Annotated in this window: 21 protein-coding genes; 8 read left to right on the forward strand and 13 right to left on the reverse strand. The window is 70.2% G+C overall.

Annotation, left to right across the window (positions count from 1 at the left end):
• Positions 1–85 precede the first annotated feature (85 nt).
• A complete protein-coding gene (locus ABZ396_RS03720) occupies positions 86–934 on the reverse strand; it encodes a DUF4429 domain-containing protein (protein WP_358917124.1) in 849 nt (282 codons plus the stop codon).
• 107 nt (positions 935–1041) lie between these two features.
• Here ABZ396_RS03720 and ABZ396_RS03725 point away from each other — a divergent pair, with 107 nt between their 5' ends.
• Positions 1042–2676, forward strand: coding sequence for a beta-N-acetylhexosaminidase (locus tag ABZ396_RS03725; RefSeq protein ID WP_358917122.1), 1635 nt, complete (start codon positions 1042–1044; stop codon positions 2674–2676).
• A 60-nt stretch (positions 2677–2736) separates the two neighbouring features.
• On the opposite strand, the gene ABZ396_RS03730 is transcribed toward ABZ396_RS03725, so the two are convergent.
• The 10 genes from ABZ396_RS03730 to ABZ396_RS03775 all read right to left on the reverse strand — a co-directional run bounded on the left by ABZ396_RS03730 (position 2737) and on the right by ABZ396_RS03775 (position 15700).
• Positions 2737–4506, reverse strand: a complete 1770-nt coding sequence (locus ABZ396_RS03730; protein WP_358917120.1) for an IucA/IucC family siderophore biosynthesis protein — start codon at positions 4504–4506, stop codon at positions 2737–2739.
• Positions 4503–5048, reverse strand: coding sequence for a GNAT family N-acetyltransferase (locus ABZ396_RS03735; RefSeq protein ID WP_358917118.1), 546 nt, complete (start codon positions 5046–5048; stop codon positions 4503–4505). The genes ABZ396_RS03730 and ABZ396_RS03735 overlap by 4 nt, the downstream gene beginning before the upstream one ends.
• The gene (locus ABZ396_RS03740; protein ID WP_358917116.1) at positions 5045–6322 is read right to left on the reverse strand and encodes a lysine N(6)-hydroxylase/L-ornithine N(5)-oxygenase family protein; all 1278 of its coding nucleotides are present in this window, start codon (positions 6320–6322) and stop codon (positions 5045–5047) included. Before ABZ396_RS03740 ends, ABZ396_RS03735 begins: the two co-directional genes overlap by 4 nt.
• Positions 6306–7775: a lysine decarboxylase DesA gene (gene desA / locus ABZ396_RS03745; RefSeq protein WP_358917114.1), complete on the reverse strand. Its 1470-nt coding sequence runs from the start codon at positions 7773–7775 to the stop codon at positions 6306–6308. Before desA ends, ABZ396_RS03740 begins: the two co-directional genes overlap by 17 nt.
• 133 nt (positions 7776–7908) lie before the next feature.
• Positions 7909–8778: a siderophore-interacting protein gene (locus ABZ396_RS03750; protein ID WP_358917112.1), complete on the reverse strand. Its 870-nt coding sequence runs from the start codon at positions 8776–8778 to the stop codon at positions 7909–7911.
• Positions 8779–8822: 44 nt separating this feature from the next.
• On the reverse strand, positions 8823–9869 hold the full coding sequence (locus tag ABZ396_RS03755; RefSeq protein ID WP_358917111.1) for an ABC transporter substrate-binding protein: 1047 nt from the start codon (positions 9867–9869) through the stop codon (positions 8823–8825).
• A gap of 191 nt (positions 9870–10060) precedes the next feature.
• The gene (locus tag ABZ396_RS03760) at positions 10061–11221 is read right to left on the reverse strand and encodes an acyl-CoA dehydrogenase family protein (RefSeq protein WP_358917109.1); all 1161 of its coding nucleotides are present in this window, start codon (positions 11219–11221) and stop codon (positions 10061–10063) included.
• A gap of 5 nt (positions 11222–11226) precedes the next feature.
• Positions 11227–12156, reverse strand: coding sequence for a hydroxymethylglutaryl-CoA lyase (locus ABZ396_RS03765; RefSeq protein ID WP_358917108.1), 930 nt, complete (start codon positions 12154–12156; stop codon positions 11227–11229).
• Entirely contained in the window at positions 12153–14072 is a 1920-nt protein-coding gene (locus tag ABZ396_RS03770) for a biotin carboxylase N-terminal domain-containing protein (protein ID WP_358917107.1), read from the reverse strand. The genes ABZ396_RS03765 and ABZ396_RS03770 overlap by 4 nt, the downstream gene beginning before the upstream one ends.
• Positions 14073–14083: 11 nt before the next feature.
• Positions 14084–15700, reverse strand: coding sequence for a carboxyl transferase domain-containing protein (locus ABZ396_RS03775; RefSeq protein WP_358917105.1), 1617 nt, complete (start codon positions 15698–15700; stop codon positions 14084–14086).
• 86 nt (positions 15701–15786) lie between these two features.
• On the opposite strand from ABZ396_RS03775, the gene ABZ396_RS03780 reads away from it, so the two are divergent.
• The 6 genes from ABZ396_RS03780 to ABZ396_RS03805 all read left to right on the forward strand — a co-directional run bounded on the left by ABZ396_RS03780 (position 15787) and on the right by ABZ396_RS03805 (position 20502).
• A complete protein-coding gene (locus ABZ396_RS03780) occupies positions 15787–16389 on the forward strand; it encodes a TetR/AcrR family transcriptional regulator (RefSeq protein ID WP_358917103.1) in 603 nt (200 codons plus the stop codon).
• A gap of 109 nt (positions 16390–16498) precedes the next feature.
• The gene (locus tag ABZ396_RS03785; protein WP_358917101.1) at positions 16499–16966 is read left to right on the forward strand and encodes a Uma2 family endonuclease; all 468 of its coding nucleotides are present in this window, start codon (positions 16499–16501) and stop codon (positions 16964–16966) included.
• A gap of 104 nt (positions 16967–17070) precedes the next feature.
• Positions 17071–18228 carry an acyl-CoA dehydrogenase family protein gene (locus tag ABZ396_RS03790; RefSeq protein WP_358917099.1) on the forward strand — a complete coding sequence of 386 codons (1158 nt, stop codon included), beginning with the start codon at positions 17071–17073 and terminating at the stop codon, positions 18226–18228.
• 35 nt (positions 18229–18263) lie between these two features.
• Entirely contained in the window at positions 18264–19130 is an 867-nt protein-coding gene (locus tag ABZ396_RS03795) for an acyl-CoA thioesterase II (RefSeq protein ID WP_358917097.1), read from the forward strand.
• Between the two features lie 10 nt (positions 19131–19140).
• On the forward strand, positions 19141–20091 hold the full coding sequence (locus tag ABZ396_RS03800; RefSeq protein ID WP_358917095.1) for a cation diffusion facilitator family transporter: 951 nt from the start codon (positions 19141–19143) through the stop codon (positions 20089–20091).
• 123 nt (positions 20092–20214) lie between these two features.
• A complete protein-coding gene (locus tag ABZ396_RS03805; protein WP_358917093.1) occupies positions 20215–20502 on the forward strand; it encodes a hypothetical protein in 288 nt (95 codons plus the stop codon).
• Positions 20503–20602: 100 nt separating this feature from the next.
• Here the strand turns inward: ABZ396_RS03805 and ABZ396_RS03810 are convergent, their stop codons facing one another.
• Positions 20603–21391, reverse strand: a complete 789-nt coding sequence (locus tag ABZ396_RS03810; RefSeq protein WP_358917091.1) for a phosphatase — start codon at positions 21389–21391, stop codon at positions 20603–20605.
• Positions 21392–21456: 65 nt separating this feature from the next.
• Complete coding sequence (locus tag ABZ396_RS03815; RefSeq protein ID WP_358917089.1) at positions 21457–22920, reverse strand: PucR family transcriptional regulator ligand-binding domain-containing protein; 1464 nt, start codon at positions 22918–22920, stop codon at positions 21457–21459.
• 150 nt (positions 22921–23070) lie between these two features.
• Here ABZ396_RS03815 and ABZ396_RS03820 point away from each other — a divergent pair, with 150 nt between their 5' ends.
• The gene (locus ABZ396_RS03820) at positions 23071–24528 is read left to right on the forward strand and encodes a sodium:solute symporter (protein ID WP_358917087.1); all 1458 of its coding nucleotides are present in this window, start codon (positions 23071–23073) and stop codon (positions 24526–24528) included.
• Positions 24529–24549: the final 21 nt, after the last annotated feature.

Genomic DNA, 24549 nt, shown 5'->3' on the forward strand with positions numbered 1-24549 from the left:
CCGATCAGGGGGCAATCGCCGTACGCCCGGAAGGCAGGGCGCAGGGCATCGGCGGGCGGTTCTCGGGTTGTACGAGGACCGCCCGCTACATCCTCTTCAGAACCGCCTGTTTGGCCATCGCGAACTCCTCCTCCGTGAGCACACCGTCGCGATGCAGCTCACCCAGTTCGCGCAGCCGCCGTAGCAGGGCATCGTGATCCGCCTCCGGCGCGTGGGGCGTCTCGGGTGCTGCGGCCGAGGGATGCGGCAGCCGCGCCTGCACCGCCGCCGCGACCAGCGCCATCAGCGGATCCCGCTTGAACCCCCACAACTCCACGGCGTTGGGGTCGTACTTGGCCCGCGCCCCGGCCGGCGCACCGCGCACCCGGAACCGCAGATGGCCGTTCTCCAGCCCGGCGGAGGGCTGCCACTCCACGGCCAGGATGTCCGCCAGGGCCAGCGTGCGGGGACCGGCGGCGGCCTTCGCGTCCTCCGTCTTCCAGTTCCACTCCAGCCGCACCCGCTCGCCGTCGAAGCCGGCCGTGCCGTCCCCGGCGGAGACCGACAGCGGCAGCCGCGGGCCCGGCAGGAGATACTCGCTCACCGGCGTGTTCGGGACCTGCTCCAGCAGCAGCGCGTCCCGCACCTCGTCCGTGAAGTACTCGGCGACGCCGTACCGGTCCGGCTCCACGGCCAGCTGGTAGGGGTCGTGGGTCTCGGCGAGACGGCCGCCGGTGGCGTGCAGCAGCGGATCGGCGCCGTCCCGCAGCCGCAGCCTCAGCCGCCCCGACCTACGGCCCTGCTCGAACGAGATGCCCGCCAAGGCGCCCAGCGGGACGACGAGTTCACCCAGCGTCCGGCGCAGCACACTGACGTTCCTGTCCCGCCCGGGGATCAGCCGCAGGGCGTCTGTGTCGAAGGCCCAGATGCCGTCCTTCTGGATGATTTCCGCCATGCGGGGATTGTTCCACCGCGAATGCAGGGCCATGGTCTCGACCAATCCCGGCCCGTGGTGCATCCTCAGCCCAGTCCTCTGCACTGAGTTCTGTCAAAGGAGCGCATGTGAGACGGCATCATGGAACGGCTCCCCGTACTCCCCGCCTGGCCCGTGTCCTCGGGTCCCTGCTGCTGGTCGCGGCGGCCGGCGCCTTCACGGTCGGCGCCGGCCCGGCGACGTCGAAGCCCGCCCCGGCCCCGCTCGGCCGGATCGTCCCGGCTCCGCTCGGCCGGATCGTCCCGGCGCCCGCCTCGGTCACCCCGGGCGGAGCGCCGTACCGCATCACCCGCGACACCGCCATCCGCGTCGACGGCTCCCGGGAGACCCGCCGGGTCGCCGAGTACCTCGCGGACCTGCTGCGCCCGTCGACCGGCTACCGGCTGCCCCTGACCACCCATGGTGGCTCGGGCATCCAACTCCACCTGGCCAAGGGTCCGTTCGGCGCCGAGGGTTATCGTCTCGGCAGCGGCCGCGACGGCGTCACCATCACCGCCGCCGAAGCCGCCGGCCTCTTCCACGGCGTCCAGACCCTGCGCCAGCTGCTCCCGGCGGCCGTCGAGAAGGACACCGTGCAGCCCGGCCCCTGGCTGGTCGCGGGCGGCACCGTCACCGACCGCCCCCGCTACGCCTACCGGGGCGCGATGCTCGACGTCTCCCGGCACTTCTTCACCGTGGCCCAGGTCAAGCGGTACATCGACGAGTTGGCCCTCTACAAGATCAACGAACTGCATCTGCACCTCAGCGACGACCAGGGCTGGCGCATCGCCATCGACTCCTGGCCACGCCTGGCGGCCTACGGCGGCTCCACCCAGGTCGGCGGCGGCAGCGGCGGCCACTACACCAAGGCCGACTACCAGGAGATCGTCCGCTACGCGGCCTCCCGCTACCTGGAGGTCGTCCCCGAGATCGACATGCCCGGGCACACCAACGCGGCCCTCGCCTCCTACGCCGACCTCAACTGCGACGGCACGGCACCGCCGCTGTACACCGGCACGGAGGTGGGCTTCAGCTCGCTGTGCGTGTCGAAGCAGGTGACGTACGACTTCGTGCGCGACGTCATCCGCGAACTGGCGGCCCTCACCCCGGGCCGCTACCTCCACATCGGCGGCGACGAGGCGCACTCCACCGGCCACGCGGACTATGTGGCCTTCATGGACCGGGTGCAGCCGATCGTCGCGAAGTACGGCAAGACGGTGATCGGCTGGCATCAGCTGACCGGCGCGCACCCGGCGCCCGGGGCCATCGCCCAGTACTGGGGCCTGGACGACACCGGCGCCGACGAGAAGGCGCAGGTGGTGAAGGCCGCCCAGCACGGCACCGGGCTGATCCTCTCGCCCGCCGACCGGGTCTACCTCGACATGAAGTACACGCAGGACACCCCGCTCGGCCAGGACTGGGCGGCCCTGGTGGAGGTGAAGCGGTCGTACGACTGGGATCCGGGCAACTACCTCGCCGGGGCGCCCGGTTCGGCCGTACGGGGTGTCGAGGCGCCGCTGTGGACCGAGACCATCGTGACGAGCGCCGACATCGACTACATGGCCTTCCCGCGGCTGCCCGGGGTGGCCGAGCTGGGCTGGTCGCCGGCCGCGAGCCACGACTGGGACGCCTACAGGGTGCGGCTCGCCGCGCAGGCGCCCCGCTGGGACGCCCTCGGTATCGACTACTACCGCTCGCCGCAGGTGCCCTGGCCCGCGACATGAGCTGAAGGGAGAAGACGGGCTCCCCCGAGGACCGTACTCGGGGGAGCCCGTCTGCCTGGATCAGAACCCCGCGACGGGATTTCTCAGGGTTCCGACCAGTTGGAGGCCGCCCGACGGGTCCGCCAGGTCCACCATCTGCTGGTTGTTGCGCAGTTGGAGCCGGTTGAGGCAGGACAGCGCGAACTCGGGCGCGAACATGTCGTACCGGGCGAACCTGTCGGAGAGTCCGGGCGCCGACTCCTGGTAGTCGCGGATGGCCTCGGCGACCGTCCGCCAGAAGTCGTCCTCCTCCAGGACCCCCTCGGCCGCGAGGTTCGCGGCGAGGAAGCGGAAGAAGCAGTCGAAGACGTCCGTGAAGATGGACAGCAGCTTCTTGTCCTCGGGGACCTCGACCCGCAGCCGCTCGACCGTCGGCGGCAGTACCGCGTCCGGGTCCATGACCGCGATCTCCTCGGCGATGTCCTTGTAGACCGCCCGCTGGACCACGCCGTCCTTCAGGACCAGGATGACGTTCTCGCCGTGCGGCATGAAGACCAGGTCGTAGGCGTAGAAGCTGTGCAGGAGCGGGGTGAAGTAGGCCCGCAGGTACGCCCGCAGCCAGTCCTTCGGCGTCAGCCCGCTCCGCTCGATCAGCGCCGCCGCGAAGGACGCGCCCTCGTGGTCCACGTGCACGAGGGAGGCCATCGTCGCGAGCGACTCGCCCTCCTGGAGGGACGGCACCGGGCTTTCCCGCCACAGCGCGGCCAGCATCTTCCGGTACGGCGAGTAGCGGTCGGTCGCCTGCTCGTACTCCAGGTGCCGGTAGCCCACGGCCGCCCGCTCCCGGATGATCGACAGACCGGTGGACCTGAGCACCGGGTCGTTGTCGATGAGCTGGGCCAGCCAGTCGTTGATCGCCGGGGTGACCTCCATGTAGGCGGCCGACAGCCCGCGCATGAAGCCCATGTTGAGGACCGACAGCGCGGTCTTCACGTAGTGCTTCTCGGGGTGGCTGCTGTTGAAGAAGGTCCGGACGGACTGCTGCGCCAGGTACTCGTCGTCCCCTTCGCCCAGGCACACCAGATGACCGCGCGCGACCTCGGCGGCGAAGGTGACGGTGAGCTTGTTCCACCACTGCCAGGGGTGGACCGGGATGAAGAGGTAGTCGGCGGGGTCCAGGCCCTGGTCACGCAGGACGCCGTGGAAGCGCTCCACGGTCTCCTCGCCCAGCTCGTCGCGGACGAAGGACTCGTACTCGATACCGGCACCGGCGGTGAACGCGGCGCGCGAGGTGTGGGCGGCCAGCCAGATCAGCCGGACCGGACTCGCGGCCTCCGGGGCGTACGACAGGTACTCGTGGATGCCGAAGCCGAGCCGGCCGTTGTTGGCGACGAAGCAGGGGTGGCCCTCGGTCATCCCCGTCTCGATCGCCTGGAATCCGGACCGCGCCAGCTCGGCCACCGGGACCTGCGGCTTGGTGAGCTTGTAACAGGTACCGGAGAGGGTGGAGGAGATCTCCTCCAGGTAGACCGGCAGGATCTCGTCGCTCAGGCCCAGGGACTTCTTCAACTCGATGAAGAAGTCGAGGGCGGCGAGGGGGAGTTCGGTGCCCTCGCGGACCCGGCTGATGGAGTCGGCGTCCACCTGCCAGTGGTCCAGGGCGCGGCGGGCGGCGGTGAACCGGTAGCGGGTGAGCCCGTCGTCACTGCGGACGACGTAACCGGCCCCCTCCTCCTCCGGGGTGATCAGGCGCTCGTGGGCGAACTCCGCGAGCGCCTTGCGTATCAGGAGCCGGTTGGCCATCTCCCAGCGTTCGGGGGAGAGATGGGCGACCGTGTCTGCCAGGGTCATACGGACACCGCCTTCTGGAACCGCTCCCGCGTGCAGAAGCTCAGCCACGCCTTCTTTTCCGGTTTCTGTATCTCCCGTACGGGCACGAACCCGACGGCCTCGTTCAGCGCGTGCACGGCCGTGTTGCGCACATCCGGCTCGACGACGATCCGGCGGGTCGCCGGGTCCTCGAAGAGGTGCGCCACCACGGCCGTGATGACGGCCTTGGTGAAGCCGTGCACGGGCGTGTCGGTGGCCGGGGTCAGGAAGTGCATCCCGACGTCCCCCGGCTCGGGCTCGTACAGCCCCACCAGCTCGCGGTGGGCCGGGTCGTACTTCTCCATCAGGAAGGCGGGTTCACCGTCCTCGCCGAGCCCGAGCAGCGCGTGGTGGTGCTCGTCGGCCGCGATCTCCATGTACGCCCGCTCGACGTCCTCCAGCCTGGCGCCCCGCATCATCCAGTAGGCGGCCTTGGGGTGTGTCACCCAGCGGTGCAGCAGCTCGGCGTCCTGGAGGGGGTCGAGGGGGCGGAAGGTGAACGTGTGGGTGGCGGTGGTACTCATACCGAGAACTCCTGGAAGGCGATCGTCTTCTCGACCGGGTAGTACTCCGTGCCGAGCAGCTCGCGGATGATGTACGCGTTCCGGTAGGGGCCCATGCCCAGGTCGGGGCTGGTGATGCTGTGGGTGTGGACGCCCGCGTTCTGCAGGAACACGCCCCGGCCCGTGACGTCGACGGCGTAGTTGCGGGCCACGTCGAAGTTGCCGTGCGTGTCGTAGCGCAGCCGGTCCTTGACGGGGCGCAGGAACTCGGGTTCGGCGTATGTGTAGCCGGTGGCCAGGACCAGGCCCTGGGTGTCGAGCTGGTAGTCCTTGCCCTGCTCCTCCTGGCGGAGTTTCAGGGTGTACGTGCCGTTGTCGTAGGTCGCCGCTTTCAACGAGGAGTTGGTGAGCAGTCTGGTCGGAACCGGACCGCCGAGGTTCTTCTGGTAGAGCAGGTCGAAGATCTCGTTGATCAGGTCGCCGTCGATGCCCTTGAAGAGGCCCTTGTGCTCAGCGGTGAGCCGGTAGCGGGTGTCCTCCGGAAGGGCGTGGTAGTAGTCGATGTACTCCGGGCTGGTCATCTCCAGCGTGAGCTTGGTGTATTCGAGCGGGAAGAAGCGCGGGGAGCGGGTCACCCAGTTCAGCCGGTAGCCGTGGACGTCGATCTGGCTGAGCAGGTCGTAGTAGATCTCGGCGGCGGACTGGCCGCTGCCGACCAGCGTGATCGACTCCTTCGACCGCAACGCCTCCTTGTGCCGGAGGTACTGCGAGTTGTGGATGAAGTCGCCGCCCAGCCCCTGGCAGGCCTCGGGGATGTGGGGCGGGGTGCCGGTGCCGAGGACCAGGTGCCGGGCCCGAAACGTTTCGCCCGCGGCGGCCGTCACCACGTAGACGTCGTCCTCGTACCGGATGTCGGTCACCGTCGTGCCGAAGCGGACGTTGGTCAGCTTGTTCGCGGCCCACCGGCAGTAGTCGTCGTACTCGACCCGCAGCGGATAGAAGTTCTCGCGGATGTAGAACGAGTACAGTCGGCCCTTCTCCTTCAGATAGTTGAGGAAGGAGTACGGCGAGGTGGGGTCGGCGAGGGTGACCAGGTCCGACATGAACGGGGTCTGGAGGTGGGCGCCGTCGAGGAACATCCCCGCGTGCCACTCGAAGTCGGGCTTCGACTCCAGGAAGACGCCGTCCAGTTCGGCGATCGGCTCGGTCAGGCAGGCGAGGCCGAGGTTGAAGGGGCCGAGCCCGATACCCACGAAGTCATGGGTTTTGGCGGGGCTTTCAGGACGCGCGGTCAAGGGACTCTCCTCCCAGGTACTGCTCGGCGTGGCCGGCGATCAGGTCGAGGACGGCGGCGATGTCGGCCGTCGTGGTCTCGGGGTTGAGCAGGGTGAACTTCAGGTGGTGGCGGCCGCCGACCTTGGTGCCCGCGACCACGGCGTCGCCGGAGGCGAACAGGGCCTTGCGGGCGTACAGGTTGGCGCGGTCGGTCTCGGCCGGGTCGGTGACGGACGCCGGGATGTAACGGAAGACGAGGGTGGAGAGGGACGGCTGGACGACCACGTCGAAGCGGGGGTCGGCCGCGAGGAGCTTCCAGCCCTCCGCCGCCAGGTCGCAGACCTCGTCGAAGAGCTCGCCGATGCCGTCGGCGCCCATGGTGCGCAGGGTCATCCACAGCTTGAGCGCGTCGAAGCGGCGGGTGGTCTGCAGGGACTTGTCGACCTGGTTGGGGATGCGCTCGGTGACCATCCGGCGCGGGTTGAGGTACTCCGCGTGGTAGGTGGCGTGGCGCAGGGTGGAAGCGTCCCGGACCAGCACGGCGGACGAACTCACCGGCTGGAAGAAGGACTTGTGGTAGTCGACGGTGACCGAGTCGGCGCGCTCGATGCCGGCGATACGGTCCCGGTACCTCAGGGAGGCCAGCAGCCCGCAGCCGTAGGCCGCGTCCACGTGCAGCCAGCTGTCGTACTGCTCGCACAGCCCGGCGATCTCGGGCAGCGGGTCGATGGAGCCGAAGTCGGTGGTGCCGGCGGTGGCGACGACCGCCATGGGGATGAGGCCGTCGCTTCGGCAGCGCTCCAGCTCATGGGCGAGGGCGACGGTCTGCATCCGCTTGTCGTGGCCGACGGGGACGGAGACCACCGCGTCCTGGCCGAGGCCGAGCAGTTTCGCCGACTTCTTCACGCTGAAGTGGCTGGCCTCGGAGGCGAGGATACGCAGTCCGGCGAGAGAGGCCGGTCCTTCCCACCCGCCCGGCCCTGGCTTCGCCTCCTCGCGGGCCAGCAGCAGCGCCTGGAGGTTGGACTGGGTGCCGCCGGAGGTGAACACACCGTCGGCGGCCTCGCCGAGGCCGATACGGGCCGTCGTCCAGTCGATCAGTTTCCGCTCGATGAGGGTGCCGCCGGCCGACTGGTCCCAGGTGTCCAGGGAGGAGTTGACGGCGGAGAGCACCGCCTCGCCGAGCACCGCCGGGATGACCACCGGGCAGTTGAGGTGGGCGAGGTAGCGGGGGTGGTGGAAGTAGACGGCGTCCCGGAGGTAGACCTCCTCCAGCTCGTCCAGGACCGCGGTGGTGTCGTGCAGCGGCCGGTCGAGGTCGATGCCGTCGATGAGAGGGGAGAGGGCGTCGACGGTCACACCCGTGAACGGCCGTTCGGTGGTGGCGAGGTTGGCCGCCACCCGCTCTACTCCTTCGGTCACGGAGCGGCGGTAGTGCTCCGCGGTGAGGTCATTGAGCAGGTGCGAGCGCATAGGGGGGTCCTCCGGGGACGATCCGGGCGGGGGAGGGGAGCGGAACTCCTGGAATGCTACTTAGGTTAGCCTAACCTAAGTAGCGTGATGGAAACGCTGCCCGCCCGTGACGGCCGTCACTTCGGCCCGGTAACTACTCGCCGACGGCCCGGAGCTGCTCCTCCGTCAGGCCCCGCCGCCAGTAGCCGACGAAGGTGACCTGGCGCCGGTCCACCCCCCGCTCCCCGACGAAGTGCCGGCGCAGCTCCTTCACCCGCCCGGACTCACCGGCGATCCAGACATACGGGCGCTCCGCGGAAGGCAGCCGGGCGCCCCGGATCGCCGCCTCGGCGGTGCCGCCCACCACCCACTCGATCTCCGCGTCGGCGGGGGTCACCACGTCCTGGACGTCCTCGGCGTGCGGCACCTCCAGCCAGGCGCGGACGCGGGTGATGGCGGGGAGGGATTCGAGGATGGCGGTCGCCGCGGGTACGGCGGTCTCGTCGCCCCAGATCAGCACCAGATCGGTGTCCTCGGGCGGCCGGAAGCGGATCGCCCGGTTGTCGGCGACGGCCGGCCCGAGCACGACCACCCGGTCACCGGCGCCGGCCCGCGACGCCCAGCGGGAGGCGGGCCCGGCCGGGGTGGCGGCCCCGGGCTCGACGCCGTGCAGGGCGAAGTCGATGTCGATCTCGTCCGGGTCCCGGCGCAGTTCCCGGAGCGTGTACGAGCGCATCACCGCCCGTACCTCGTCCGGGAGTTCACGCCAGCCCTGCCACCAGCCTCCCCCACTCTCGGCTTCGCTCGAGCGGGGGGACCCCCATCCCAGCTCGATGGGCACGGCGGGCTCGGTGTGCCCATCGGCGGGGATGAACAAGGACAGGGACTGGTCGCGCCCGTGGGAGTGGAAATGCTCCAGATCGGCACCGCCGAAGGTGACCCGGACCAGAGACGGACCCAGCCGCCTCGTCCGTACGACCTGGAGGGAGAAGAAACGGAACGGGGCGGCTACGGCCGTCGTCATATGAGCTCCTGGGACTCAGGAAGTCGTGTGGATCTGCCTGGGGGTCAGCTGACCTTGTTCGCCGTCTCCAGCGCCTCGGCGAGGTTCTCCACCATCGCGACGCACTTGTCGTAGGAGAAGATCGGCTCGGGGGAACGGGCGATGACCTGACCGGCCTTGACCGCGGGGAGCTTCTTCCAGGTGGCCTGGGTGATGTCGGCCGGCTGGATGGTCGCCGAGCGGTCGTCCATCATGATGATGTCGGCCTGGTACTTGTCGACGTTCTCCCAGCTGAGCGACTCGTACCAGCCGCCGCTCGCCTTCAGCACGGACGCCGACGGCTCGACGAATTTCACACCGAGGGCCTTGAAGTACTCCAGGTCCACCGAGAGGTTGGTGCCGGAGACATAGAACAGGTCCTGGGCGGCCGAGCCGGCCAGCACCTTGAGGTCGGGGTGCGCCTTGGCGGCGGCGCGCAGCCGGGTGGACGCCTCCTCGAACCGCTTCTTGGCGTCCGTGACCTTGCTCGCCGTCATGTCCGCGCCGAGCGACTCGGCGAGGGCCCAGACGTGCTGGAGCGGGACCGTCAGCTGGCGGTCGTAGGCCGAGATGCCGACGCTCGGGGCGAGCTTGGCGATCTTGTCCTTGGACTCGTCCGGGACGTACCAAAGGGTGCCGGCGCCGTCGAACATCGTGGTGATGAGAACCTCGGGGGCGAGGGCCGCGTACTTCTCGACGTTGAACTGGCCCCAGGCCTTGCCGAGGACGGTCACCTTGCTGATGTCCATGTCGCCCGCCTGGACATCAGCCTTGCCGTCCTTGGTCTTCGTCGGACCGAAGACGCCCTTGACGTCGATGCCGTAGTCGTACAGGGCGGCGGCGACGCCGGTGAACGCGACGATGTTCGTCGGGATCTTGTCCAGCTTCACGGTCGTGCCGCGGTCGTCCTTGAAGGCCCAGGGACCGGACTTGGCGGCCGTCGCCTCCTTGCCGGAGGAGCCACCACTTTTGCTGTCGTCCCCGCAGGCGGCGAGCACGGCACCGAGGCCGAGGGCGCCACCGGCGGCGAGTACGCCGCGGCGGGTGAGGCGGGCTGCTCTGACGTTGGACATAGGTGTGGCTGCTTTCGGACGTGCGGAAACACCGCCGGACAAGGTGTAGATTAGGTTAGCCTAACCTCACAAGCTGTCCAGCTCTCGGGTGGTTTTCGCATGAATCCGTCAGCGGCCTGTCGCCGTCCGACCCGCCGGGCGTACCGGTACGCGCCGTATCCGGAGGCGGTCCGCCCTGACGTGTGTCCGCCTCAGCCCACCAGCCCCAACTCTCGTGCGATCAGCATCCGTTGTACCTCACTCGTGCCCTCGCCGATCTCCAGGATCTTGGAGTCGCGCCACATGCGGGCCACCGGGTACTCGTTCATGAAGCCGTAGCCGCCGTGGATCTGGGTGGCGTCGCGGGCGTTGTCCACGGCGACGGTGGAGGAGTAGAGCTTGGCGAGGGCCGCCTCCTTCTTGAAGGGGTCCCCGGCAACCAGTCGCGACGCCGCGTCCCGCCAGGCCAGCCGGGCCGTGTGGGCCTTCATCTCCATGTCGGCGATCTTGAACTGGATGGCCTGGTTGGCGCCGATCGGACGCCCGAAGGCGTGCCGTTCCTTGGCGTACTTCACCGACTCGTCCACGCAGCCCTGGGCGAGGCCGGTGCCGAGGGCCGCGATGGCGATCCGGCCCTCGTCGAGGATGCGCAGGAACTGGGCGTAGCCGCGGCCCTCCTCGCCGAGGAGGTTCGCGGCGGGGACCCGGACGTCGGCGAACGACAGCTCACGGGTGTCGGAGGCGTTCCAGCCGACCTTCGAGTAGGGCGCGGCGACCGTGAAGCCGGGCGTGCCGGACGGGACGATGATCGCCGAGATCAGCGGCTTGCCGTCGGGCTTGCGGCCGGTGACGGCGGTGACGGTGACCAGACCCGTGATGTCGGTCCCCGAGTTGGTGATGAAGCACTTGCTGCCGTTGATCACCCACTCGTCGGTGCCAGGGTCCAGCCGGGCCGTCGTACGCGTCGCCCCCGCGTCGCTGCCTCCGTCGGGTTCCGTGAGGCCGAACGCGCCCAGGATCTCTCCGGCGCACAGCCTCGGCAGCCACTCCCGCTTCTGCTCCTCCGTGCCGAAGAGATGCAGAGGCATCGCGCCGAGCGAGACCCCGGCCTCCAGGGTGATCGCCACCGACGAGTCCACCCGGGCCAGTTCCTCCAGGGCGATGCCGAGGGCAAGATAGTCGCCGCCCATCCCGCCGTACTCCTCGGGGAACGGCAGCCCGAACAGGCCCATACGGCCCATCTCGCGGACGATCTCGTACGGGAACTCATGGCGCTCGTAGAAGTCGCCGATCTTCGGCGCCACGACGTCGTGCGCGAACTCCTCCACCGTGCGGCGGAGTTCTTCCAGTTCAGGGGAGAGGCGGTGGTCCATGGTCGTCACTCCTGGTGGGAGAGGGCGCGGACGGTACGGGACGGGCTGGGTCGGCCCAGTTGTTCGGCCATCCACACGCTGGTGGCGGTCAGACGGCCGAGGTCGACTCCGGTCTCGATGCCGAGGCCCTGGAGCATCCAGACCAGGTCCTCGGTGGCGAGGTTGCCGGTGGCGGACTTGGCGTACGGGCAGCCGCCGAGCCCGCCGGCGGACGCGTCGACCGTCGTCACGCCGTGCTCGAGGGCCGCGTAGGTGTTGGCGAGCGCCTGGCCGTAGGTGTCGTGGAAGTGCACGCCGATGACGTTCGTCGGCACGCCTTCCTCGTTCAGCAAAGAGAGCAGTTCGAGGACATGGCCGGGGGTGGCCACGCCGATGGTGTCGCCGAGGCTCAGCTCGTCGCAGCCCATGTCGCGCAGCGCCTTGCAGACCCGGACCACCTGGTGGAGCGGGACGGCGCCCTCCCAGGGGTCGCCGAAGCACATGGACACATAGCCGCGTACATGGACGTCCGCGTCCTTGGCCTGCCGCACCACCGGATCGAAGACGGCGAGAGACTCGTCCAGCGAGCGGTTGAGGTTGGCCTTGGCGAAGGACTCCGTGGCACTGGCGAAGACGGCGACCCGGCGGGCCCCGAGAGCGAGCGCCCGGTCCAGGCCGCGCTGGTTGGGCACGAGGACGGGGAGGGCTGCCTCCAGCTCGGTGACGCGGGGGAACAGGTCTTCCGCGTCGGCCAGTTGGGGCACCCACTTGGGGTGTACGAAGCTGGTCGCCTCGATCGTCGTCAGGCCCGCGTCGGCCAGGCGCCGGATGAACTCGGCCTTGACCTCGGTGGGCACGGTCGCCTTCTCGTTCTGCAGGCCGTCGCGCGCGCCGACCTCGTGGATCCGCACGCGGGCGGGCAGATCGGTGGCCGGTACGACCATGGGGAGTGTCATTTCTCCTCCTCCACCGGGTTGATGACCGCCAGCACCTGGTCCATGGCGACCGTGGCGCCGGGTTTCACGTCGAGTTCGGCGACCGTGCCGGCGTGCGGGGCGGAGATGACGTGCTCCATCTTCATCGCCTCCACCACCAGCAGGCTCTGACCGGCGGTTACCTCGTCGCCGACAGCGACCTTCACCACGGTCACCGTGCCGGGCATGGGCGCGGTGAGGGAGTCGGCACCGGCGTGGGCGGTGCGGTTGAGGGAGGCGGCGACCGGGTCGTGGTCGCGAACCTGCCAGGCGTCGCCGTCGCGGCCGATCCAGTCGGCGGCGCGGTGGAAGGTGTGGCGGACGCCGTCCAGTGTCACCGACACGCGGTCGGCCGTGACCTTGTCGTGCGTACCGCGCGGGACGTACTCCACCGGCTCCTGCACCCGGAGGTGGAAGCCGACCGGCTTGGGCCTGCCACCGAGCCGCCAGCCGCTCGGCACCGAGAAGGGATCCGTCCATCCCGCATTGAGGGCGGGCTCCAGCGCCTCCAGCCGTACGGCGGCAGCCGCCTCGTACACCTCGTCCGGTACGTCCGTGGAGACCAACTCGTCCACCACCCGCTCGACCAGCCCGGTGTCCAACTCGCCCGCCACCACCGCCGGATGGCCGAGCAGCCGGCGCAGGAACCCGGCGTTGGTCTGCACGCCCAGCGTGGCCGTCTCCGCGAGGGCCTTGCGGAGCTTGCGGAGCGCGGTCTCCCGGTCGGGGCCGTAGGCGATCACCTTGGACAGCATCGGGTCGTAGAGGCTGCCGACCTCGGTGCCCTCGTTGAGACCGGAGTCGGTGCGGATGCCGTCCCCCGAGGGCTCTTTCAGCAGTAGCACCGTGCCGCCGGTGGGGAGGAAGCCGCGTGCCGGGTCCTCCGCGCAGATCCGGGCCTCGACGGCATGCCCGGTCAGCCGGACGTCCTCCTGCGCGAACCCGAGCCGCTCCCCGGCCGCCACCCGCAACTGCCACTCCACCAGATCGAGGCCGGTGACCAGCTCGGTCACCGGGTGCTCCACCTGGAGGCGGGTGTTCATCTCCATGAAGTAGTACGACGAAGGGTCGCCGCCCGGCACGATGAACTCCACCGTGCCCGCGCCCCGGTACCCGCACGAGCGCGCCGCCTGCACCGCCGCCTCGCCCATCGCGGCCCGCGTCTCCTCGTCCAGCAGGACCGACGGCGCCTCCTCGATCACCTTCTGGTGCCGGCGCTGCAACGAGCACTCGCGCTCGCCCAGATGCACCACGTTCCCGTGCCCGTCGGCCAGGACCTGGATCTCGATGTGCCGGGGCCGGTCGACCCACCGCTCGACGAGCAGGGTGTCGTCGCCGAAGGAGGCGCGGGCCTCGCGGCGGGCGGCGGCGATCTCCTCGTCCAGCAGGGTCAGATCCCGCACCAGCCGCATGCCCTTGCCACCCCCGCCGGCGGAGGGCTTGAGCAGAACCGGGGCGCCCAACTCGTGTGCGGCAGAGGCGAGTTCAGGGTCGCGCCCGCCGGGCACCACCGGGACACCGGCCGCGCTCACCGTCTCCTTCGCGCGGATCTTGTCGCCCATCAGCGCGATCGCGTCCGTCGGCGGCCCGATGAAGACCAGCCCGGCCTCCGCGCAGGCACGCGCGAACCCGGCGTTCTCGGCGAGGAAGCCGTACCCGGGGTGGACCGCCTGGGCACCGCTCACGGCGGCCGCAGCCAGCAGCCGCTCCACCGACAGATAGCTCTCGCCCGCCGGCGCCGGACCGAGCCGTACCGCCGTGTCGGCCTCCCGGACGTGGCGCGCCTCCGCGTCGGCGTCGGAGTACACCGCCACCGAGCGCACGCCCAGCGACCGCAGCGTACGGATGACCCGGACGGCGATCTCGCCCCGGTTGGCCACGAGTACGGTGTCGAACACGAGTCCCCTCCTCACATCCGGAAGACGCCGAACTGGGGCTCACCCAGCGGCGCGTTGCCACAGGCCGTCAGAGCGAGGCCCAGCACCTGGCGGGTTTCGAGGGGGTCGATGACCCCGTCGTCCCAGAGCCGCGCGGTCGCGTAGTAGGCGTTCCCCTGGTGTTCGTACTGCGCGCGGACGGGCGCCTTGAAGGCCTCTTCGTCCTCCGCCGGCCAGGACTCTCCCCGCGCCTCCAGCTGGTCCCGCTTCACCGTCGCGAGGACGGACGCGGCCTGCTCGCCGCCCATCACCGAGATCTTGGCGTTCGGCCACATCCACAGGAAGCGGGGGGAGTAGGCCCGGCCGCACATCGAGTAGTTCCCGGCGCCGTACGAGCCGCCGACGACGACGGTCAGCTTCGGGACCCGGGTGCACGCCACCGCCGTGACCATCTTGGCGCCGTGCTTGGCGATGCCGCCGGCCTCGTAGTCCTTGCCCACCATGAAGCCGGAGATGTTCTGCAGGAAGACCAGCGGGATGCCGCGCTGGTCGCACAGCTCGATGAAGTGGGCGCCCTTCTGGGCGGACTCGGAGAAGAGGATGCCGTTGTTGCCGATGATCCCGACCGGGTGGCCGTGGATCCGGGCGAAGCCGGTGACCAGGGTCTGCCCGAACTCGCTCTTGAACTCGGCGAAACGGGAGCCGTCGACGATCCGGGCGATGATCTCGCGGACGTCGTAGGGGGTGCGGGAGTCGACGGGGACGGCGCCGTAGAGGCCGTAGGGGTCGACCTTGGGCTCCACGACCGGGGAGACCTCCCAGGGCAGTGAGCGGCGGGCGGGGAGGGTGGCGACGATGTTCCGGACGATCCGCAGGGCGTGTGTGTCGTCCTCGGCGAGATGGTCGGTGACGCCGGAGATCCGGGAGTGGACCTCGCCGCCGCCCAGCTCCTCCGCCGTGACCACCTCACCGGTGGCCGCCTTCACCAGCGGCGGGCCGCCGAGGAAGATGGTGCCCTGGTTGCGGACGATGACCGCCTCGTCGCTCATCGCCGGGACATACGCGCCACCGGCGGTGCACGACCCGAGGACGGCCGCGATCTGCGGAATCCCCGCCCCCGACATCCGGGCCTGGTTGTAGAAGATCCGCCCGAAGTGCTCGCGGTCCGGGAAGACCTCGTCCTGCATGGGCAGGAAGGCGCCGCCGGAGTCGACCAGATACACGCACGGCAGCCGGTTGTCGAGGGCCACCTCCTGCGCCCGCAGGTGCTTCTTCACGGTCATCGGGTAGTAGGTGCCGCCCTTGACGGTGGCGTCATTGGCGACGATCACGCACTCGCGCCCGCTGACCCGCCCGATCCCGGCGATCACGCCGGCCGCCGGGGCCGCCCCTTCGTACATCCCCTCGGCGGCCAGTGGAGCCAGCTCCAGAAACGGGGACCCCGGATCGAGCAGGGTGTCCACCCGGTCCCTGGGCAGCAGCTTCCCGCGCGCGGCGTGCCGGGCGCGGGCCTTCTCCCCGCCGCCCAGCGCGGCGGCGGCGAGCTTGGCGTGCAGCTCCTCGACGAGGAGGCGGTGCGCGTCCTCGTTGGCCCGAAAGGCCTCCGAGGCGGGGTCTGCCGCGCTCGTCAGCTCCGGTGCCTGGTCCATGCCGCGATCCCCTCACCTTGTTAATGAGCGTTAACGCATTTCCCTCAGGTTAACGACCGCTAACCTCCCTGTCTAGAATTGCCCTCATGGTCACGAGAACCGACGCCCCGACCCGTCGCGAGCAGATCCTCAAGGAGGCCGCCCGGCTGTTCGCGGAGCGCGGCTTCCACGGTGTCGGCGTGGACGAGATAGGCGCCGCGGTCGGCATCAGCGGACCCGGTCTCTACCGGCACTTCCCGGGCAAGGACGCGATGCTCGCGGAGCTGCTGGTCGGGATCAGCGGGCAGTTGCTGACGGGCGCGAAGCGCCGCCTGGCGGAGGCCGACGGGAGTACCGGTCCGTCGGCGGTCCTCGACTCCCTCATCGAGGGCCATATCGACTTCGCCCTCGACGACCGCCCACTGATCACCCTGCACGACAGGGAGCTGGACCGCTTGCGCGACAGCGACCGCAAGCTGGTACGACAGCTGCAGCGGCAGTACGTCGAACTGTGGGTGGAGGTTCTCCGCGAGGTCTACCCCACCCTGCCGGAACCCGCGGCCCGCTCGGCGGTCCACTCGGTCTTCGGCCTCCTGAACTCGACCCCGCACCTGGGCCGGCCGGGTTCCCTGCCGGGGCGGGGGGCGACGGCGGTACTGCTGCACCGGATGGCGCGGGGCGCGTTCGAGGCGGCCGCGGACGGCGGCTGAGCCGAGGCGCGGGCCGGTGTCGGACCGTCTCGGTACGCTGCGGTCATGGGCATGGACTACGCGAAGATGCGTGCGATCGCTGATCGGGCCGTCCGGTCCGATCCTGGCTATGACGTGTCCGTCGAAGCGGCACGAGGGCACGATCCGTCGTATCTGCAAGCAACTGGACGAGCAGCTCGCAGATACGCATCCCGGCTATATCTGTGCGAGCGGCCCCGAGATCGAGCACCCCGCACTCGGCCGTATGCGCCTCCCCGACGCGGTCGTCATTCCTGAGGAGGCACTCGATGAGGAGGGCATCGCCTTCGACGCGACCCAGGTGCCCGCGGCCGTCGAAGTCGTCTCTCCGTCCGACCGTGACGGCGTCTACCTCGAGAAGCTCGACGACTACCCGGCCATGGGCATCGCCCACTACATGATCGTCGACCCGCGCACCGGCACGATCGAGGTGCACTCCGATCCGTGCAGAGGCCGTTACACCCGCAAGGACCCGTATATCTACGGGGACTCGGTGCCGTTCGGTCCCTGGACGGTGGAGACCCCCGCCTTCCGCCGCTACGGCAAGGCCGGGGACTGATCCCACAGGTGGGCAAGGTCACCCTGGACGCCTGAACGTACTCGCCGGTACCTTGGAGTCTGAGCAAGCGCTTAGACAGACCGAAGCCGGTGGAGGTGGCGGCCGTGCGCCGTACGTTGTTCAACGAGGATCACGAGGCGTTCCGGGAGACCCTCCGCGCCTTCATCGAGGCCGAGGTCGTACCCGTGTACGACGAGTGGTTCGCGGCCGGCCAGGCGCCCCGCGACTTCTACTACAAGCTCGCCGAGCTGGGCGTCTTCGGCATCCGCGTCGACGAGGAGTACGGCGGCGCCGGCATCGACTCCTACAAGTTCGAGGCCGTCCTGTACGAGGAGACCGCCCGCGCCGGCGTCTCCTTCGGCGGCTCCGGCGTGCACGTCCTGCTCGGCCTGCCGTACATCAAGCTGCTCGCCACCGAGGAGCAGAAGAAGCGCTACCTGCCGAAGTTCGTCTCCGGCGAGGAGATGTGGGCCATCGCGATGACCGAGCCGGGCACCGGCTCCGACCTCGCGGGCATGAAGACCACCGCCAAGCTCAGCGAGGATGGCACCCACTACGTGCTCAACGGCGCCAAGACCTTCATCACCGGCGGTGTGCACGCCGACCGCATGATCGTCTGTGCCCGGACCTCCGCGCCGACGCCCGACGACCGCCGCCACGGCATCTCCCTCTTCGTCGTGGACACCAAGGCGGAGGGCTACTCCGTCGGCCGCAAGCTCGACAAGCTGGGCCTGAAGACCTCCGACACCGCCGAGCTCGCGTTCGTCGACGTCAAGGTGCCCGTCGAGGACCTCCTCGGCGAGGAGAACAGGGGCTTCTACTACCTCGGCCACAACCTCGCCTCCGAGCGCTGGGGCATCGCCTTCGGCGCCTACGCGCAGGCCAAGGCCGCCGTCCGGTTCGCCAAGGAGTACGTGCAGCAGCGCGTCGTCTTCGGCCAGCCCGTCGCCGCCTTCCAGAACACCAAGTTCGAGCTGGCCGCCTGCCAGGCCGAGGTGGACGCGGCCGAGGCCGTCGTGGACCGCGCCACCGAGGCCCTGGACGCCGGTGAGCTGACCCCGGCCGAGGCCGCCAGCGCCAAGCTGTTCACCACCGAGGTCGCCCACCGCGTGATCGACCGCTGCCTCCAGCTGCACGGCGGCTACGGCTTCATGAACGAGTACCCGATAGCCCGCCTGTACGCGGACAACCGCGTCAACCGCATCTACGGCGGTACCAGCGAGATCATGAAGACGATCATCGCGAAGGACATGGGCCTGTAAGGTCCGCGTAATTACCGGCAAGTAGAAATGGTGCCATGAACCAGGCACTGAAGGATCTCCTCGATCTGCTCGACCTGGAGCAGATCGAGGAGGACATCTTCCGGGGCCAGTCCCGGTCCGCCGTCGTCCCGCGGGTATTCGGCGGGCAGGTCGCGGCCCAGGCGCTGGTCGCCGCCGGGCGCACGGTCCCGTCGGACCGGCACGCCCACTCCCTGCACGCGTACTTCCTGCGGGCCGGCGACCCGGGCGCGCCCATCGTCTACAACGTCGAGCGGATCCGCGACGGCCGCTCCTTCACCACCCGGCGCGCGGTCGCCGTCCAGCACGGCAGGCCGATCTTCGCCCTCTCCGCGTCCTTCCAGACGTACGAGGACGGCCTCGACCACCAGACCCCGATGCCGCCCGCGCCCGACCCGGAGACCCTGCCCACCTCGGCGGAACGCCTGCGCGGCTACGACCATCTGCCGCCCGCCGTCGTGGAGAAGTTCCTGGAGGCCCGCGAGGCGATCGACCTGCGGTACGTCGACGAGCCGCCGTACGGGAGGTTCGGTGAGCCGCGCGAGCCGCACAGCCAGGTCTGGTTCCGGACCGCCGGCAAGCTCGAGGACGATCCGCTGCTGCACGTCGTGCTCGCGACGTACGTCTCCGACATGACCCTGCTGGACTCGGTCCTGCTGGCGCACGGCCGCGGCGGCTGGGCGGTCGGGGACGTGGTGGGCGCCTCCCTGGACCATGCCATGTGGTTCCACCGGCCGTTCCGCGCCGACGAGTGGCTGCTGTACGACCAGGAGTCCCCGTCGGCGTACGGCGGCCGCGGGCTCGGCCAGGCCCGGATCTACACCCAGGACGGTTCACTGGCCGTTTCCGTGATCCAGGAGGGTGTTCTCCGCGTCCCCAGGTAGATCATGGGGCATGTCCCAAGCCCAGAAGAGTGGCGAGAGCACCTTCACGGTGATCGTCGCCGCCGTCGCCAACCTCGGGATCGCGCTCGCCAAGGCAATCGCCGGGGTGATCAGCGGGTCCAGCGCGATGCTGTCCGAGGCGGCGCACTCGGTCGCCGACACGGGCACCGAGCTGCTGCTGCTCATCGCACTCAAACGCAGCGAGAAACCCGCCGACGAGGAGCATCCGCTCGGCTACGGCCCCGAGCGGTACATCTGGGCCCTGCTCGCCGCCGTCGCCACCTTCGTCGGCGGTGCGGTCTTCTCCCTCTACGACGGCATCCACGCGCTGGCCGCGGGCGAGGAACCGGGCGACCCGCTGTCGTCGTACGCCGTCCTCGCCGTCGCCTTCGTGCTGGAGGGGCTCTCCCTGCGCAGGGCGCTCAAGCAGGCGTACGGGGAGGCGGCCCGGTCGCGGGTGCCCTTCAAGCTGTATCTCCGGCGCACCCCCGACACCGCCGTGAAGGCCGTGGTGCTGGAGGACTCGGCCGCGCTCGTCGGCCTGCTGCTCGCGGCCGGCGGCCTGCTCGGCGGGCAGCTCACCGGCTCCGCCATCTGGGACGGCATCGCCTCCCTCCTCATCGGCCTGCTCCTGCTGTGCGTCGCCTGGGAGCTGGGCCGGTCGAACGCCGAGTTCCTCATCGGGCGGCCGCTGCCGAGGCCCGTGCGGGAGCGGATCCGGGCGGAACTGCTGAAGTCCGAGCACATGGTGGCCGTACTGGAGCTGACCACCCTGGTGCAGAGCCCGCAGGAGGCGCTGGTCGCCGCCAAGGTGGACTTCCGGGACGTGTCGACGGCGGCCGAGGTCGAGTGGGCCTGCGAACGGGCCGAGCAGCGGCTGCGGGCCGCGTTCCCCATGATCGGCCGGGTCTACCTGGATCCGACCCCGGGATCCAGGTACTCGGGCGACCACGGGCGGTGACCGTTCGAGGTGCCGGGCGACTTGTCCGAGATTAAGCTCTATGAGTGAAATGCCGCACAGTGCATGTGCCGCATAGCGGACGTGCCGCGTAGCGGACGTAAGTCCGGCAGAAAGGTATTTCCCATGCGAGTACAGCGCGCGAGGCGCATCGCCGCGATGTCCGCCGCCGGCCTGCTGCTGGCCGGTGGGGCCACGATCGGCGCCGCGGGTACCGCCTCGGCGGCCCCCGCCTCTCACCAGAACGTCGTCACAGGCGGCTACGGCTGCAACAACTCCCGGTTCGGCGGGTTCTACAACAACTGCCGTTACGGCGGCTACGGGTACTACCCCGTCGCGGTCGTCCCCGTCGTGGTCGTCCCCGGGTATGGCTTCGGCGGCTTCGGCGGATTCGGCGGCTTCGGCGGGTTCTGAGCCACCGACCAGGCGTCAACAGACAGGATTCAGGATCTAGGACCAGGCCACGAGGTGCGGTTCCCTCTCCGGGGGCCGCACCTCGCCCTGTCCGGCCCTGTTACGCCAGTCCCGCCTCCGCCAGCAGGTACGCGGTCACCGGGTCGTAGTAACGCGGGCTGAGCACATGGTCGTCGAGCGGGACGGCCACCTGGAGGGTGCCCTCCGCCTCGGCGAGGAACAGCGCCGGGTCGTTGCAGTCGGCGTATCCGACGGAGTCCAGGCCCACCTCCGCCGCGTAGCCGGCCCAGCCGTGGTCGGCGACGACCAGTTCGGGCAGCGGCCGCTCCTCGCGCTCAAGCCCGGCCAGAATGGCCTTCATCGGCTCACCGGAGTGGGTGTGCCACAGCGTCGCCCCGTGCTCCAGGACGGCCACGTCCGCGAACTGCATGACGTAGCCCTCCTCCGTCTGCAGCCCGTCCGGGATGACCACGATCTCGCAGCCGGCGGCGCGCAGCGCGGCCGCCGTCGCCCGGTGCACGTCCAGCAGGCCGCCCGGGTGACCGGTCGCGAACAGCACCCGCTGCTGTCCCTCGGCAGCCTTGCGCAGCCGCGCCGCCAGCCGGTTCAGGCCGTCCACGGTCAGCTCGGGGTCGATGGTGTCCTGGCCGTACCGGTACTCGGGATCGTCGTTCACCCCGACCCGCTCGGCCATCACGGCCAGCACGTCCTGCTCGTCGGTCCAGCGGTCGCCGAGTTCCAGTCCCAGCCACCAGTTGCGCTCGCCGTTGGCCAGCTTGCGGTAGTGGAGCAGGTTGTTCTCGCGGGGCGTGGCGACATCGCCCGCGATACGGGTCTTCACAAGGTGCTCGACGAGCTCGGCGCGGCTGGGTGTCCCGGGTATCGGCATGGCTCCATTGTGAGGCAGGGCGCGGTGCGATTCCCCTGCGTATCGCCCGCTGGGACGTGGGTCACTCAGTCCTGTCGGAGCGCGAACCACAGCTCCATCCGTACGTCCGGGTCGTCGAGTTCGGCGCCGAGGAGCGCCGCGCAGCGGGCGATGCGCTGCCGCACGGTGTTGCGGTGGACGGACAGCGCCACCGCCGTACGGTCCCAACTGCCGTGCAGGGACAGCCAGGTGCGCAGCGTCTCGGCGAGGGCGGGCTGTGCGGCGAGGGGCGCAAGCAGGGCGCGGGCGTGCGCTCGCGCCTCGCCCCTGGGGACCAGTTCGTCGAGGCCGGGGCGGGCGCCGTGCCGGACCAGCGTGGCGCGCGTGGCGCGGGCGCGGGCCAGCGCGCGGGCGGCCTGGGTGTCGGCGGCGGCCCACTCGGGCGGCTCGACGGCCGAGCTCACCCCGAGCGTCCAGCCCGGCTGCGGCTCGGGTTCCCGGTTCGCGGGGACGAGGAGTCGTACGACATCGGGCCCCAGGTCGAGCAGCGCGGACCCGAGGGCCGCGCCGAGCGCGGAGGCGGCGACCGCTTCCGGTGCCCCCTGGGCCTCCGGGCGGGCGTGCACGACCAGCCAGCGTCCCTCGCCCAGGAGTGGCGCCACGTCCGACGGGCGAGCGCCCAGCAGCAGCCGTACCAGCGCGGAGGAGCGGGCCGTGCCCGCCGCGCTCTGGTGCTCGCCGGTGAGCAGGGTCAGCAGGACCGCCGCCACCGAGGCGATCGTGTGGTCGCCGGGTTCGCGGCCCGGGGTGGCGACGCCGAGGGCGAAGCCCTGGCCGGTGCCGAGGGCGTAGGCGGCGAGGTGGGTGCCGGCGGTGGCGTGGGTGGCCGAGGTGGGTGTTCCGGGGCCTGACGGCCGTACGACGCCCGCGAGCTCGGCCAGGGACGCGCGTACCGGCTCCCCGGTTCGGCCCGCCGAGGCGATCTCCGTGCCCTCCGGACCGTACAGCGCCGCCCAGCCGCCGAGCCGGGTCGCCAGCTGGCGCAGCACCGAGGGGACCGGGTCGGGGCGGGAGGCGGCGGCCGCGAGGCTCTGCTGGGCCTCCGTGACCCGGCGCAGTTCCGCGAGGCGGGCCTGGGCCATCAGCTGCCAGACCGCGCGGGCGACGGCGGAGAAGGTGGTCTGCGGCGGGACCTCCACCAGCGGGAGGTCGTACGCCTCGCAGGCCGCGACCAGGCCGCGCGGGACCGTGTCGTGCACCGGGGCCACCCCGAAGCCGAGAGCGGCGCCGCCCGCCGCCACGATCCGTGACACGTAGTCGTCGAAGTACGTGCCCGAACCCGCCGCCTCCGGGATGTGCACCCCGGCCGTCAGCAGCAGTTCCCCGCCCAGCAGATAGGGGTACGGGTCGGCCATCTCCGAGGTGTGCACCCAGTGGACGACCAGGGATGGGTCGGACGGCCCGGCGATCTGGCGCAGGGCGAGGTCCTCACGGGCCAGGAGGGCCGCCAGGGGCACAGGGGGCGTGGGGGGAACAGCGGGGTCCGGCATGGTGTGCGATCCCTCCATCCCGTTGGGCTCGAATGGATGAAACGTACACTTCGCAGCCGCTTTTCAGCCACCTAATGTCGGTGACCGTCACCCGTCGGCGACTCCGTTTGTTCCAGTCGGGTTCCAGTGAGGTTCAGTGAGGGAGGCCCCATGGCCGTCGACTACAGCGTGATCGTCCTCTATCTCGCCGGCATGCTGGCGATGGGCTGGTGGGGCATGCGCCGCGCCAGGTCGAAGAGCGAGTTCCTGGTGGCCGGGCGCCGGCTCGGCCCCGCCATGTACTCCGGCACCATGGCCGCGATCGTCCTCGGCGGCGCGTCCACCATCGGTGGCGTGGGCCTCGGCTACCAGTACGGTCTCTCCGGCGCCTGGATGGTCTTCACCATCGGCCTCGGGCTGCTGGCCCTGTCGGTCTTCTTCTCGGCCCGGATCGCCCGCCTCAAGGTGTACACGGTCTCCGAGATGCTGGACCTGCGGTACGGCGGCCGGGCCGGCGTGATCTCGGGCGTCGTGATGTGGGCGTACACGCTCATGCTCGCCGTCACCTCGACCATCGCGTACGCCACCATCTTCGACGTCCTCTTCGACATGAACCGGACGGTCGCGATCGTCCTCGGCGGCTCGATCGTCGTCGCCTACTCGACGCTCGGCGGCATGTGGTCGATCACCCTGACGGACATGGTGCAGTTCGTGGTGAAGACGATCGGCGTACTGCTTCTGCTCCTGCCCATCGCGGTGGTCAAGGCGGGTGGCTTCTCCGAGATGAAGGCCAAACTGCCGACGGCCTACTTCGACCCGCTGGGCATCGGCGGCGAGACGATCTTCACATACGTGCTGATCTACACGTTCGGCATGCTCATCGGGCAGGACATCTGGCAGCGCGTGTTCACGGCCCGCAACGACCGGACGGCGAAGTGGGGCGGCACGGTCGCCGGCACCTACTGCCTCGTGTACGCCCTCGCCGGTGCCGTGATCGGTACGGCCGCCAAGGTGCTGTATCCGAAGCTGGGCAGCCCGGACGACGCCTTCGCGACCATCGTCAAGGACGAACTCCCCATCGGGGTGAGGGGGTTGGTGCTGGCGGCAGCGCTGGCCGCCGTGATGTCGACGTCCTCCGGCGCGCTGATCGCCTGCGCGACCGTCGCCAACAACGACATCTGGTCGCGGCTGCGCGGGCGGGCCGGGTCCGGTGACCATGACGAGGTGCGGGGCAACCGCGCCTTCATCCTGATCATGGGCGTCGGGGTGATCGGCACGGCGATCGCGCTGAACAACGTCGTGGAGGCGCTGACCGTCGCATACAACCTGCTCGTCGGCGGCCTCCTCGTGCCGATCCTCGGCGGACTGCTGTGGAAGCGCGGCACGGTGCAGGGCGCCCTCGCCTCCGTGACCGTCGGCGGCCTCGCGGTGATCGGCCTGATGGCGGGCTACGGCGTCCTCGCCAACGAGCCGGTCTACTACGGCCTCCTGTCCTCCCTTGCCGCCTATGTCGCCGTCTCGCTGGCGACGAAGCCGACCGACGCGACCGTGCTGGCCAACTGGCGCGAACGGCTCGCGGGCCGCGGCGCTCCCGAACTCGCGTCCGAAGCGGTCTCGGCCGCCCAGTAAAGTCGTAGACAGAAGCAGTAC

It is taken from the genome of Streptomyces sp. NPDC005866 (genome assembly GCF_040629895.1).
Lineage (GTDB): Bacteria > Actinomycetota > Actinomycetes > Streptomycetales > Streptomycetaceae > Streptomyces.

Bases quoted from the DNA above. Each gene is read 5' to 3' on its own strand.
- ABZ396_RS03750 (WP_358917112.1), bottom strand. From the start codon at position 8,778: ATGACGACGGCCGTAGCCGCCCCGTTCCGTTTCTTCTCCCTCCAGGTC.
- ABZ396_RS03760 (WP_358917109.1), bottom strand. From the start codon at position 11,221: ATGGACCACCGCCTCTCCCCTGAACTGGAAGAACTCCGCCGCACGGTG.
- ABZ396_RS03805 (WP_358917093.1), top strand. From the start codon at position 20,215: ATGCGAGTACAGCGCGCGAGGCGCATCGCCGCGATGTCCGCCGCCGGC.
- desA (WP_358917114.1), bottom strand. From the start codon at position 7,775: ATGCGCTCGCACCTGCTCAATGACCTCACCGCGGAGCACTACCGCCGC.
- ABZ396_RS03795 (WP_358917097.1), top strand. From the start codon at position 18,264: ATGAACCAGGCACTGAAGGATCTCCTCGATCTGCTCGACCTGGAGCAG.
- ABZ396_RS03815 (WP_358917089.1), bottom strand. From the start codon at position 22,920: ATGCCGGACCCCGCTGTTCCCCCCACGCCCCCTGTGCCCCTGGCGGCC.
- ABZ396_RS03785 (WP_358917101.1), top strand. From the start codon at position 16,499: ATGACGTGTCCGTCGAAGCGGCACGAGGGCACGATCCGTCGTATCTGC.
- ABZ396_RS03720 (WP_358917124.1), bottom strand. From the start codon at position 934: ATGGCGGAAATCATCCAGAAGGACGGCATCTGGGCCTTCGACACAGAC.
- ABZ396_RS03765 (WP_358917108.1), bottom strand. From the start codon at position 12,156: ATGACACTCCCCATGGTCGTACCGGCCACCGATCTGCCCGCCCGCGTG.
- ABZ396_RS03775 (WP_358917105.1), bottom strand. From the start codon at position 15,700: ATGGACCAGGCACCGGAGCTGACGAGCGCGGCAGACCCCGCCTCGGAG.
- ABZ396_RS03735 (WP_358917118.1), bottom strand. From the start codon at position 5,048: ATGAGTACCACCGCCACCCACACGTTCACCTTCCGCCCCCTCGACCCC.
- ABZ396_RS03755 (WP_358917111.1), bottom strand. From the start codon at position 9,869: ATGTCCAACGTCAGAGCAGCCCGCCTCACCCGCCGCGGCGTACTCGCC.
- ABZ396_RS03730 (WP_358917120.1), bottom strand. From the start codon at position 4,506: ATGACCCTGGCAGACACGGTCGCCCATCTCTCCCCCGAACGCTGGGAG.
- ABZ396_RS03810 (WP_358917091.1), bottom strand. From the start codon at position 21,391: ATGCCGATACCCGGGACACCCAGCCGCGCCGAGCTCGTCGAGCACCTT.
- ABZ396_RS03780 (WP_358917103.1), top strand. From the start codon at position 15,787: ATGGTCACGAGAACCGACGCCCCGACCCGTCGCGAGCAGATCCTCAAG.
- ABZ396_RS03800 (WP_358917095.1), top strand. From the start codon at position 19,141: ATGTCCCAAGCCCAGAAGAGTGGCGAGAGCACCTTCACGGTGATCGTC.
- ABZ396_RS03820 (WP_358917087.1), top strand. From the start codon at position 23,071: ATGGCCGTCGACTACAGCGTGATCGTCCTCTATCTCGCCGGCATGCTG.